Raw genomic sequence first — 12,234 nt, 5'->3', positions numbered from 1 at the left:
GCTCAGGCCCCGCCAGCTGAATGCCGCACCACCGCGTCGTAGACCGCCTTGAGGGTGTTCAGCTGCGGCAGCTCCGACTGCGGAATCTCGATCTTGAACTTCTTGTCGATCCGGGCAAGGATCTCGATGGCGCGCAGCGAGTCGGCCTCGTAGTCCTCGACGAAGTCGCCGGTTTCGGTGAGTTCCTCGGGCTCGAGCTCCAGCACCTCCGCCACGATGTCGCGAAGTTCGGCCATACGGGGGTCGGTCTGCGTCATGACAGGTCAGCCTTTCCAACGGAGGGATGACGGAGCCCGGAACGCCCCGCACCGGGATGGCTCCCGAGCTGTGGGGACACCGGTGGCCCCGGGGTGGCGGTCGTGGCGCCGGCCAGGGCCGGCGCGGCGAGCGCCGTTCGCGGACGTCGGGCGGCCATGAGGGTGCCGACGTACGCGACGCGTCGGTCACCGACGTACGTCTCGCCGGTGGCGAAGGCGGTGTCGGCGATCACCCGTTCGAGGTGGACGGTGTGCCGGAGCACGTCGCCCGGGAAGGCGGCGCCGTCGAAGCGGACGTCCCGCGCGCCGACGAACATCAGCACCTGGTCGTCACCGACCGGCGGGTCGGCGCCGGCGAGCCAGAGCAGGGCCGCCGTCTGCCCGAGCGACTCCACCACGAGCGAGGCCGGATAGGCGTAGTCACCGGGCGGGGCGGCGTCGGTCAGATCGCGGTAGCAGGACTCGGTCCCGGTGACCGCCTTGACCGCCTCGATGCGGGTACCCGGGGTCATGCTGAGCACCCGGTCGACCAGCAACAGCGGATAGCGCTGCGGTAGCAGCGCGCGGATCTGGTGGTGGTCAAGCATCGCCGTCTCCGAAGCGGGCTCGGATGGTCACCGCCGTGGTCTCGTCGGCGCGGCATCCCGACGCGGTGACCGACCAGCCGTCCGGCCCGTCGGCGGTTGCGACGACGCGCAGGGTCAACCGGTCCGGCGGCAGCAGCGGGGCGAGGAAACGCACCGCGTCGACCGAGACCAACCGCAGGCGGGGCTGCCCGGGGGTCCGCAGCGCCACGTCCACGGCCTGCGCCAGCGCCTCGATGATGAACACCCCGGGGAACACCGGGAAGCCGGGGAAGTGCCCACACAGGTTCGGGTCGTCGGCGCGGATCGGCACACCCACCACCACGTCGACCTGCGGTCCGTCGGCGCCGACCTCGATGTCGTCGAAAGCGGCCAACGGTGCGGCCCCCGGTGGGCAGGGCCGGGTCGTGGTCGGGGCACTCACAGCGTGATCCCCCCGTCGACCTGGAAGACCTGCCCGGTGATGTAGCCGGCGCTGTCCGAGCAGAGGAAGGCAACCAGCTCCGCGACGTCCTCCGGACGGCCGAAGCGACCCAGCGGTATCTGGCTGAGCGCCTGGTCACGCAGCTTCCCCGCCAGGGCGTCGGTCATGTCCGTCTCGATGAAGCCGGGGGCCACCACGTTGACCCGGACGCCGTGTCTGGCGACCTCCTTGGCCAGCGATCGACTCAGCCCGATGATGCCAGCCTTGCTGGCCGCGTACGCGGTCTGTCCGGCGTTGCCGTAGACGCCGGCCACCGAGGACATGTTGACCACCGCTCCGGCGCGGCGCTTCATGAAGCGGAACGTCATCGCCCGGCAGAGGTTCCAGGTGCCGGTCAGGTTGGTCGACAGCACCGCCTGCCAGTCCTGCTCCGTGGCCAGCACCAACGGGCTGTCCCGGGTGATCCCGGCGTTGTTCACCAGGCAGTCGATCGGGCCGAGCTGCTCCTCGGCGGTGCCGACGAACTCGTCGACCGCGGCCAGGTCGGACACGTCACACGCGGCGAAGTGCACCGGCACCCCGAACGCCGCCACCTCCGCCTGGGTCTTGGCTGCTGCCTCGCCGCCGGTGCTGTAGCAGCCGGCGACCGCGTAGCCCTGCGCGGCGAGGCGCAGGGCGATCGCCCGGCCGATGCCACGCGAGACGCCGGTCACCAGAGCTCGGAGCTGAGTGGACATGCCCAACCTCTCCTGCCGGACGCACACGACACGACGTGCCGCATGACGGGTGTGTTGTATTGCCCCCCGGGTCAACATACTGAACCATCGGCACACCCGTCAGCAAGCGGTGTCGTATGTTTGCTTTGGGCATTCGGTGCTCGCCGTGGGGAGTTCGGCGAACACCTGCGCGGTGTCCGCGCCGGGCGCGGGCGCCCCGCGCCGGACCCGGGTCGGGGTCCGGGAGAACTTCGCCGCCGGCCCCACGATCGGGGCGGTGCTGCCGTCACACAGCGGGGTGGGCTGCAACATCGCCCGCTCGGCCAGGTACGGGTCGGCGGCCACCTCAGCGACGGTGCGTACCCTCGACACCGTCAGACCCCGCCGCACCAAGGCGGCGACCACCTCGTCGGCGGGCCGGGCGGCGCACCATTGCGCGATGACCGCGTCCACCTCGACACGGTTGGCCAACCGGTCGGCGGCACGGGCGAAGCCCTCCGCCCGGGCCAGCTCCGGCCGACTCATCGCCTCGGCCAGTTCCCGCCAGTGCCGGTCCAACGCGACGGCCAGGTAGACCTGCCCGTCAACGCAGGGGTAGACGTTCGCCGGCACCACGAAGTCGGTCTGGTTGCCCCAGCGCCGCGGCGGCCGGCCCGCCGCGGCGAGGGTGTGCAGGCCCGCGCTCCCGGCGACCATGGTGTCGAACATCGCCACGTCGACGTGTTGTCCCTCACCAGTCCGCTGCCGGTGCCACAGCGCCGCGAGCGCGCCGAGCGCACCGTGCAGACCGGCCAGTTCGTCGGCGAGGAACGTCGGCGCCCGCACCGGGCCTCCCTGTGGGGCACCGTTGAGCGCCATCCAGCCGGAGGCCGCCTGGATGACCGGGTCGTACGCGGCCTCCGCCCGGCGGGAACCGAACTGGCCCCATCCGGAGATCGAGACGAACACCAGGTCGGGCCGGACCGCCCGGCACTGCGCCCAGCCCACCCCCCAGCCGTCCAGCGTCCCGGGCCTGTAGTTCTCCACCACCACGTCGGCGGTGGCGACCAGCCGCAGGAAGCTCTCCCGCCCCTCGGGCCGGCGCAGGTCGAGCCCGACGCTGCGCTTGTTGCGGTTGACGGTCTGCCGGAACCAGGACAGGCCGGTGCCCGGGATCCGGGGCGGCACCTCGCCGTCGCGACCGTGCGGCAGCTCCACCCGCACGACGTCGGCCCCGAGGTCGGCCAGGACGGCGGAGGCCAGCGGGCCCGACCACACCTTGGTCACGTCGAGCACCCGGACGCCGTCCAGCGGCCCGGCCAGGTCGTCGCGGGCGTCCCGGTAGAAGTCCCCGGCGTCCCGGTGAAGTTCGGTGGCCATGCGGGTCACATCCGCTGCAGGATCGAGGCGGTGCCGAGCGCGCCGCCGCAGCACATCGTCACCAGGGCCAGTTCCCGGTCGGTGCGTTCGAGTTCGTGCAGGGCGCTGACCAGCAGTCGGGTCCCGGAGGCGCCCAGCGGGTGGCCGAGGGCGATCGCGCCGCCGTTGACGTTGACCCGCTCGGCGTCGGCGCCGTTCGCGGCCAGCCAGCCGAGCACGACGGCGGCGAAGGCCTCGTTGATCTCGACGACGTCGAGGGCGTCGAGGCCCAGCCCGGACCGGTCGAGGATCTTGCGCGTCGCCACGACCGGCCCCTCCAGCAGCAGGTACGGATCGCTGCCGGTGACCACCTGGTGCCGCAGCCGGGCCCGGGGGCGCAGCCCGAGCGCCGCGGCGCGCTCGGCCGACATCCACAGGATCGCCGCCGCGCCGTCGGAGATCTGCGACGTCGTACCGGCGGTGTGTACCCCGCCGTCCACCGTCGGCCGCAGCCCGGCCAGGCCCTCCGGCGTCGTGTCCCGCAGCCCCTGGTCCCGGGTCACCTCCCGGACGCCGCCCTCGTCGTCGGGGGCGTGGACCGCGACGACCTCCCGGTCGAAGTACCCCCGCTCCCAGGCCAGGGCCGCGCGGTGCTGGGACAGCACGCCGTACGCGTCGGCGGCGGCGCGGTCCACGCCGTACTTCGCGGCTATCCGCTCCGCCCCGCCGAACTGCGCCTTCGGCGGGTCGTCCCACGGGTAGTCCTCGGTCTTGTAGTGCCCGGGCCCCTGGTAGAGGTTGGTGCCCACCGGCACCCGGGACATCGACTCCACCCCGCAGGCGATCCCCACGTCGATGGCGCCGGCGGTGATCAACGCGGCAACCAGGTGGTTGGCCTGTTGCGCCGACCCGCAGGAGGCGTCGACCGTGGAGCAGGCCACCTCAGGGTCCAGGCCGGTGCTCAACCAGGCGTTACGGGTGACGTTCAGGCTCTGCTCGCCAACCTGGGTGACACAGCCGCCGATGATCTGATCCACCTCGGACGGCGGCAGCCCCGCCCGGTCGAGCACCTCGCGCTGCACGGTACGGAGCAGTTCCACCGCCTTGAGACCGCTGAGCCAACCGTTGCGTCGACCGATCGGGGTTCGCGCCGCGGCGACGATGACAGCTTCTGGCATGGGTCACTTCTCCCGCAGCGACAGGGCGAGCTTGGGACAACCCCGTACCGCCGTTTCCACCAGCGGCAGCTGCTCCTCGGAGGGCCGCTCGACCAGCACGTACATCAGGTCGTCGTCCCGGATCTCGAACACCTCGGGGGCCTGGTCGGCGCAGACCCCGTGACTGTCGCACCGGTCGTAGTCCACGACTATCCGCATCATGTGTCTCCCACCGCTTGTGTTGGGTTGGCCTGGGGCACGACCACGATAGATGAAGTATGTGGATTTTCCGACGCTAGAAGCAACAGACACTTGTGCGGACCAAGACACGTCGCATAGCGTCGGCCAGGTCCGCCCCGGCGGGCGCTTCCCCGCCCGGCACTCTGGAGGCCGACCATGCTGACCGGATGCGTCCCCTGGCCCGACGAGTTCGCGCAGCGCTACCGGCGCGACGGCATCTGGCGCGGCGAGGTGCTGGGGGACCTGCTACGTCCCTGGGCGGCCCGCGACCCCGACCGGACCGCCGTGGTCACCCGCACCGGCCGGCACAGCTACGCCGAACTGGACCGGCGCGCCGACCGGCTGGCGGCCGGACTGGTCGGACTGGGTATCCGGGCCGGCGACCGGGTCGTCGTCCAGCTACCGAACACGCCGGACTTCGTCGTGACGTGTGTGGCGCTTTTCCGGATCGGTGCCCTGCCGGTGCTCGCGTTGCCCGCCCACCGCCGGTCCGAGCTGGTCTACCTCGCGGAGTATTCCGGCGCGGTCGCCCTGGTGGTGCCGGACCTGCTGGCCGGCACCGACCACCGGGATTTGGCCCGCGCCGTGCGGTCGGCGGTGCCCGGCGTCAAACACCTCCTCGTCGCCGGCGAGGCGCAGGAGCTGACCCCGCTGGCCGACGTTGACGCCGGCCCGGTGGACCTGCCCGCCCCCGACCCGTCCGAGGTGGCGTTCTTCCTGCTCTCCGGCGGCACCACCGGCCTACCCAAGTTGATCCCGCGGACCCACGACGACTATGCCTTCCAGCTACGAGCCACCGCCGAGGCGATGAGGTTCGACGAGCAGGGCGCCTACCTGGCTGCCCTGCCGGTGGCGCACAACGCGGCGCTGGGCTGCCCCGGGGTGCTGGGAGCGCTACGCGCGGGCGGGCGCGCCGTACTCGCCGCCAGCCCGGCCCCGGACGAGGTTTTCCCGCTCGTCTCGACCGAATCCGTCACCCTGACCACGCTGATGCCGGCGCTGCTGCCGGTCTGGGTGGAAACCGCCGGGATCTTCGGCGCCGACCTGTCGCGGCTGGTCATCGAGGTCGGCGGCGCCACACTCAGCCCCGAGGTGGCCCGCCGGGTCCGCCCCGCCACCGGCGCGACCCTGACCCACTGGTTCGGCATGGCCGAAGGCGTCCTCTGCTTCACCCGACCGGACGACGGCGACGAGGTCGCCGCGACCACCCAGGGCACCCCGCTCAGCCCCGCCGACGAGCTGCGGGTCGTCGACGACACCGACCGGGACGTCGCCGCCGGCGAGGTCGGCGAGCTACTGGCCCGCGGCCCGTGCACGCTGCGCGGTTACTACGCCGTGCCCGAACACAACCGAACGGTGTTCACCGCCGACGGTTTCCTGCGTACCGGCGACCTGGTACGCCGCGACACCGAGGGACGGCTGGTGGTGGTCGGCCGAATCAAGGACGTGATCAACCGAGGTGGGGAGAAGGTCTCCGTCGACGAGGTCGAGGCGCACCTGCTGGCCCATCCGGCAGTCCGGACGGCGGCCGTCGTGCCGGTGCCGGATTCCCGCCTCGGCGAAAAGACGTGCGCCGTGGTCGTCGCCCGGGACGCGCCGCCCAGCCTCGCCGAGGTACGCGCCTTCCTGCGCGAGAGAGGGCTGGCCGAGTTCAAACTGCCGGACTGGTTGCACGTGACGGCGGCGTTGCCGTACACGCCGGTCGGCAAGATCGACCGCCGGGCGTTGGCCCGCGACCGCGCCGGTGCGGCATGACCCGCCCGCCGTCGGCCACTGCGGCCACCGACGAGCAGCAGGTGCTCTGGCTCGAGGGGCTTCCCGCCGAGCAGCGCATCCCCCGCCCACCGCTGGACGGTGACACCACCGCCGACGTCGCCGTCGTCGGCGCCGGCTACACCGGTCTGTGGACCGCGTACTACCTGACCACCTTCCGCCCTGAGCTGTCCGTGGTGGTGATCGACGCCGGACAGGCCGGCTTCGGCGCCTCCGGCCGCAACGGCGGCTGGTGCACCGCGGAGATGCCGGCACTGCTGATGAGCCTGGTCCGCCGGCACGGGCCGATGGCCGCGATGCGGCTGTACCGGGCCGGCCAGCGCGCCCTCGACGAGATCCACCGGGTGCTCACCGCCGAGGGGATCGACGCGCACTGGCGGCACGACGGCTCGCTGTACGTGGCCCGCAGCGCCCCGCAGGTCGACCGGCTGCGCGGCTGGCACGAGGTGCGGCAGAAGCTGGGCATCGGCGGGCTCACCCTCACCGAGGGACCGGAGGCCGCCGAGCGGACGGGGCTGACCGGCGTCCGGGCGACCGCCTTCACCCCGCACTGCGTCACCGTGCAGCCGGCCCGGATCGCACGCGGGCTGCTCGCCGCGGTCGAGCGCCGGGGGGTGCGGGTCGCCGAGCACACCCGCGCGCTGGCGATCGGCCCCGGCCAGGTGACGACCGACTCCGGCACCATCCGGGCCCGGTCCGTGCTCTGCGCCACCGAGGGCTACACCGGACGGCTGGCCGGGCACGGACGCCGTGTCCTGCCGCTGCACTCGTACGTGCTGGCGACCGAACCGCTGGACGCCGCGACCTGGCAGCAGCTGGGCTGGACCGACTACCAAACCGTCGCCGAGTCCCGCTACCAGTTCGGCTATCTGCAACGCACCCAGGACGACCGGCTGGTGCTCGGCGGGCGAGGCGCCTACTACCGGTTCGGGTCCGGCATCACCCGCGGCGACGCGGCCCGGCGGAAGGCCCACGACCGGCTCCGCCGTACCCTGGCCGAGCTGCTCCCGGAGATAGCCGACGTACCGGTGTCGCACCACTGGAGCGGCGTCTACGGTCTGCACCGGCACACGGAGCCGGAGGTGGTCTACGACCGGGGCAGCGGGTTGGGCCACGCCGGCGGCTACGGCGGCGAGGGCATCGCCCTGAGTAACCTCGCCGCCCGCTCCCTCGCCGCGCTGGTCGTCGGGATCAACCGACCGGAGACCCGGCTGTGCTGGGTGGACAACGCGTCACGCCGGTGGGAGCCGGAGCCGCTGCGGTTCATCGGGGTGCGGGGCGTCAGCGCCGCGGCGACCGGAGCCGACCGCTACGAGCACCGCACCGACCGGGCCGCTCCCCTGGCCCGACTGGCCCTGCGCGCCATCGTGTGATCCAACCCCTACGCGACGAGGAGGCTGGCGTGGACGACCGGCAGCGGATGTGCAAGGTCTGGGAGTACATCTTCCAGCAGACGGTCACCGACGACTCCGACTTCTTCACCGACCTCGACGGCGACTCGATGGCCGCCGCCGCCCTCGTGCACCACGTCGCGGAGGAGTTCGGCGTCTCGCTGCCGCTGTTCGAGGTCTTCGAGCGCCCCACGCCCGCGGAGTTGCTCGCCGCGGTGCGGGACCAGCTCGCCGTCGGCTGAGGCGCCGCGCGGCCCGTGCCCGGTGACCCCCACGCCCGCCCGACCGAGGAGCACGATGGACCAGCTCACCGAAGTCCGCGACGGCTTCGGCCTCAGCGACCTGCAACAGGCGTACCTGATCGGCGAGCTGGGCGACTTCCAGCTCGGCGGCCCGGCGCTGTTCTACGAGGAGTACGCCTGCCCGCCGTTCGATATCGCCGCGTTCACGGCGGCCGTGCGGACCCTGGTCCGCCGGCATCCGATGCTGCGGTGCGCGGTCGACGAGACGGGCCTGGTGCGGCTCCTGGACGACCCGCCGGCGCCGCTGACGGTGCGTTCGCTGCGCGGTGCGGCGCCGGCGCGGTGCGCGCAGCTGCTGGCCGAGAGCCGGCACGAGCTGTGGTCCGCCGGCCCGCCGCTGTCCGGCCCGGCCGCCTTCACCATGGTGCTCTGGCGGCTCGACGGTGAGTTTCGGGTGCAGATGGCCGGCCGGCTGATGGTCTTCGACGGCCAGTCCGGGGAGGTTTTCGCCCAGGAGCTGCGGACCCTGCTGGCCGGCGGCACCCTGCCGCCGCTGGAGTTCACCTACGCCGAGTACCGCCGGCAGCTCGACGAGCGCCGCGACAGCCCGGAGTACGCGCGGGCCCGGAGCTACTGGCTGGACCGGATCGACGACCTGCCCGGCGCACCCGAGCTGCCGCTGCGCCGCGGCGGGCGGCACGAGGGCGCACTGGTGCGACGCACCTTCGCCCTGACGACCGAGCAGACCGCGGCGTTCAACACGGCGCTGCGGCGACGCCGGCTGACCCCGACGATGGCGGTGGCCGCCGCCTTCGCCCGGGTGCTGCGGCACTGGAGCCGGCACGAGCGCTTCACCGTCAACGTGATGTACGGCGAGCGGCAGGAGCTGCACCCGGACGTGTCCCACCTGATCGGCAGCTTCGCCAGCACCCTGCTGCTGGAGTGCTCCCCGGCCCCCGACCAGGCGGACTTCGCGGCGGACGCGACGGCGCTGCGCGGCCGGATGATGCGGGACTTCACCCACGGCGCGTTCGGCGGAGTGGCGGTGATCCGCGAGTTGAACCGCCGTTCCGGCACGGTCAACGGCGCGCGGATGCCGGTGGTGTTCACCAGCATGCTCGGCATCGGCTCGGACACCGACCCGGTCTTCTTGGAGCTGCTCGGCTGGCGGCGGCTGGAGTCGCTGGTACGCACCCCGCAGGTCGCCTTCGACCACCAGGTCTACATGCGGGCCGGCGAGATGGTGTTCAGCTGGGACACCGCCGACGGCCTCTACCCGCCGGGACTGGTCGACGACATGTTCGCCGCGTACCAACGGCTGCTGGTCGCGCTGGCCACCGACGACTCCGCGTGGGGCGCGACCCGCGGTGACGGGCTGACCCCGGGCGGGCAGCTCGCGGTGCGAGCTCGGGTCAACGACACCGCCGCCGAGGTCGCCCCGCGGACCCTGCACGGGATGTTCCTGACCCGGGCACGGCGCGAGCCGGACGCCACCGCCGTCATAACCTCGAGCGGCCACACCACGTACGGTCGGTTGCGGGCCCGAGCCGGTGTGGTCGCCGCCGCGCTTCGTGCCGCCGGGCGGGGCGGGGGCGACCGGGTCGCGGTGGTCGCCGAGCGGGGTGTCGACCAGATCGCCGCCCAGCTCGGCGTGCTGATGGCCGGCGCGGCGTACGTGCCGGTCTCTCCTGGTTGGCCGGCACGGCGACGGGCGCAGATCCTGGCCGGCGCGGCGGTCCGCGCGGTGCTGTCGGCGACCGACGACGGCGCGGCCGGCGCCCCCGACGACGCGACGCGGCTGCGCCTGGACGAGCTGCCGGCCGGTGACCTGCCGGACGCCGAGGCGGCGGACGACCCGGAGGCGTTGGCGTACGTCATCTTCACCTCCGGCACCACCGGCCGCCCCAAGGGCGTGATGATCCGACATCAGAGTGCCGCCAACACCATCCTGGACGTCAACGACCGGTTCGGCGTCACCGCCGCCGACCGTGTCCTGGCCGTTTCCGAGTTCACCTTCGACCTGTCGGTCTACGACGTGTTCGGTCTGCTCGCCGTCGGCGGGGCAGTGGTCGTGCCGGACGCCGACCAGGCCCGGGAGGTCGTCCACCTGCACGAGCTGGCCAGCCGGGCACAGGTGACCGTGTGGAACTCCGTGCCCGCCTACCTGGCGATGTTCGTCGACTTCGTCCGGTCGGTGCCGGGCCGCGCACGGCCCGGAGACCTGCGGCTGGCGATGGTCAGCGGGGACTGGGTGCCGCTGCCGTTGGGCCGGGACCTCGCCGAGATCGCCCCCGCCGCGCGTTGCGTCGCGTTGGGCGGCGCCACCGAGGCGTCGATCTGGTCCAACTGGTACGACGTGCCGGCCCGGCCGCCGGCGGACTGGACCAGCGTGCCGTACGGCTGGCCGATGCGCAATCAGCGCTTCCACGTCCTGGATCGGCGGCTGGCCGACCGCCCCGACTGGGTTCCCGGCGAGCTGTACATCGCCGGCCGGGGCCTGGCCGACGGCTACCTCGGCGCCCCGGAGCTGACCGCCGCGTCGTTCGTCGACCATCCGGTTACCGGCGAACGGCTCTACCGCACCGGCGACCTCGGCCGGTACTGGCCGGACGGGGTGATCGAGTTCCTCGGCCGGGACGACCCGCAGGTAAAGATCAACGGCTTCCGGGTGGAACTGGGTGAGATCGAGGCCGCCCTGGTCGACCAGCCCGGAGTCGACGACGCGGTGGTGGTCGCCCGCCGGGACGAGCGCGGCGCGTCACTGGTGGCCTTCGTCACCTGTGCCGATGCCGTCCCCGGCTTCGCCGACACGCTGCGCGACGGGCTCGGGACGACGCTGCCCGGCTACCTGGTTCCGCCGGTCATCGAGATCCGCGAGACGCTCCCACTGACCACCAACGGCAAGGTCGACCGGGCCGCGCTGACCGCCGCCGCCGCGGGTCTCGCCCCGGCCGCCGGAGAGTTCCAGGCCGCCCGCACACCCACCGAGCACCTGCTGGTCGCCCTCTGGTCCAGCCTGCTCGACCAGCCCAGGATCGGCGTCGACGACGGATTCTTCGCCCTGGGCGGTAGTTCTCTGCAGGCCGCGCAGCTGATGAACCGGGTGGAACGGGAGTTCGGCGCCCGACTGCCGCTGGCCGCCCTCTACCAGCACAGCACGGTGGCCGGGCTCGGCCGGCTGCTCGACGCCGGACGCCCCGCGGCGGGTGCGGTGCAGGAACTCGCGCCGGGCGACGGTCCGCCGGTGGTGCTGATCCACCCGGTTGGCGGTGACCTGCTCTGCTACCGGGGGTTGGTGGATCTGTTGCGGGCCGACTGGTCACTGCTCGGCGTCGCCGCACCGGCTCTGATCAGCGGTTCCCTGGCGCCGCCGACCCTGACCGGGCTGGCCCGGCAGCACCTCGCGGACCTGCTGCCGGCGCTGCCGGCGGAGGGCCCGGTGCGGTTGGTCGGCTGGTCCCTCGGTGCCGTACTCGCGTACGAGATGGGGCGGCTGCTCACCGCGGACGGTCGAGACTGCGTGGCGGTTCTCGTCGATCCGTGGGTGGGGCCGGCCGCGGCCGGCGAACCCACCGCCGACGAGCTGGTCCGGGCGTTCCTCACCGACGTCACCCGTGGCGACGTCACCCGGGACGTGTCGGTCGATCCGCGGGTGAGCGCCGAGGAGGCACTGCGCCGGGTCTGGCCCACGGTGGCCCCTCGGGCAGAGCTGGCCTCGCTCGATTTCGACACGGCCGTCCGGCTGTTCGGCGTCTTCGCCGCGCACACCCGGGCCCTGGTGCGCTACGACGTGCCCGACGCCCCCGGGCTCACCGTGCACCTGCTGGAGGCCACCGGGGGGTTGGCCGGCGCGGCCGGCGGCTATCTGGTGCCGCTGCGGGACCGGCTGCCCGAGGGCGGGTGGGCCAGCCGTCGTACCGTACCGGGAGACCACTTCGCGGTGGCCGATCCCGCCGGTGTGGCGGCGGTCGCCGCCGCCGTCGCCGGGGCGCTGGCCGGCCACTGACCGACGGCCGCTCCGGCCGCGGCCCACCGCACGGCGCCTCCCTTCCGGGATCGCGACCCGGCTGCGAGTTCGCAATCCCGGCGGTGGAGGTGTCGCGTGGTGGGCA

The 12,234-nt window shown here is 73.2% G+C and carries 11 protein-coding genes; 4 read left to right on the top strand and 7 right to left on the bottom strand.

Features of this window, described 5'->3' with window-relative positions; genetic code table 11:
• Positions 1 to 2: 2 nt before the first annotated feature.
• The 7 genes from QTQ03_RS03340 to QTQ03_RS03310 all read right to left on the bottom strand — a co-directional run bounded on the left by QTQ03_RS03340 (position 3) and on the right by QTQ03_RS03310 (position 4,698).
• The gene (locus QTQ03_RS03340) at positions 3 to 257 is read right to left on the bottom strand and encodes an acyl carrier protein (RefSeq protein ID WP_289276667.1); all 255 of its coding nucleotides are present in this window, start codon (positions 255 to 257) and stop codon (positions 3 to 5) included.
• A complete protein-coding gene (locus QTQ03_RS03335; protein ID WP_289276666.1) occupies positions 254 to 844 on the bottom strand; it encodes a 3-hydroxyacyl-ACP dehydratase FabZ family protein in 591 nt (196 codons plus the stop codon). The genes QTQ03_RS03340 and QTQ03_RS03335 overlap by 4 nt, the downstream gene beginning before the upstream one ends.
• Entirely contained in the window at positions 837 to 1,265 is a 429-nt protein-coding gene (locus QTQ03_RS03330) for a 3-hydroxyacyl-ACP dehydratase FabZ family protein (RefSeq protein ID WP_289276665.1), read from the bottom strand. Before QTQ03_RS03330 ends, QTQ03_RS03335 begins: the two co-directional genes overlap by 8 nt.
• Positions 1,262 to 2,002, bottom strand: a complete 741-nt coding sequence (gene fabG / locus QTQ03_RS03325) for a 3-oxoacyl-[acyl-carrier-protein] reductase (RefSeq protein ID WP_289276664.1) — start codon at positions 2,000 to 2,002, stop codon at positions 1,262 to 1,264. The genes QTQ03_RS03330 and fabG overlap by 4 nt, the downstream gene beginning before the upstream one ends.
• Before the next feature lie 99 nt (positions 2,003 to 2,101).
• Entirely contained in the window at positions 2,102 to 3,340 is a 1,239-nt protein-coding gene (locus tag QTQ03_RS03320) for a CaiB/BaiF CoA transferase family protein (RefSeq protein ID WP_289276663.1), read from the bottom strand.
• A gap of 5 nt (positions 3,341 to 3,345) precedes the next feature.
• On the bottom strand, positions 3,346 to 4,497 hold the full coding sequence (locus tag QTQ03_RS03315) for a steroid 3-ketoacyl-CoA thiolase (protein ID WP_289276662.1): 1,152 nt from the start codon (positions 4,495 to 4,497) through the stop codon (positions 3,346 to 3,348).
• Between the two features lie 3 nt (positions 4,498 to 4,500).
• Positions 4,501 to 4,698 carry a ferredoxin gene (locus tag QTQ03_RS03310; protein ID WP_289276661.1) on the bottom strand — a complete coding sequence of 66 codons (198 nt, stop codon included), beginning with the start codon at positions 4,696 to 4,698 and terminating at the stop codon, positions 4,501 to 4,503.
• A 174-nt stretch (positions 4,699 to 4,872) separates the two neighbouring features.
• Here QTQ03_RS03310 and QTQ03_RS03305 point away from each other — a divergent pair, with 174 nt between their 5' ends.
• From QTQ03_RS03305 to QTQ03_RS03290, 4 genes are read left to right on the top strand one after another with little or no spacing between them, the layout of a single operon-like run.
• Positions 4,873 to 6,471: a (2,3-dihydroxybenzoyl)adenylate synthase gene (locus QTQ03_RS03305; RefSeq protein WP_289276660.1), complete on the top strand. Its 1,599-nt coding sequence runs from the start codon at positions 4,873 to 4,875 to the stop codon at positions 6,469 to 6,471.
• Entirely contained in the window at positions 6,468 to 7,862 is a 1,395-nt protein-coding gene (locus QTQ03_RS03300) for an NAD(P)/FAD-dependent oxidoreductase (RefSeq protein WP_289276659.1), read from the top strand. The genes QTQ03_RS03305 and QTQ03_RS03300 overlap by 4 nt, the downstream gene beginning before the upstream one ends.
• Before the next feature lie 29 nt (positions 7,863 to 7,891).
• Positions 7,892 to 8,122, top strand: a complete 231-nt coding sequence (locus QTQ03_RS03295) for an acyl carrier protein (RefSeq protein ID WP_289276658.1) — start codon at positions 7,892 to 7,894, stop codon at positions 8,120 to 8,122.
• Positions 8,123 to 8,177: 55 nt separating this feature from the next.
• Positions 8,178 to 12,128, top strand: coding sequence for a non-ribosomal peptide synthetase (locus QTQ03_RS03290; protein WP_289276657.1), 3,951 nt, complete (start codon positions 8,178 to 8,180; stop codon positions 12,126 to 12,128).
• Positions 12,129 to 12,234 lie beyond the last annotated feature (106 nt).

It is taken from the genome of Micromonospora sp. WMMA1363 (assembly GCF_030345795.1).
Classification (GTDB): Bacteria; Actinomycetota; Actinomycetes; order Mycobacteriales; family Micromonosporaceae; genus Micromonospora.
This window is presented reverse-complemented; position numbering and strand designations above follow the sequence as displayed.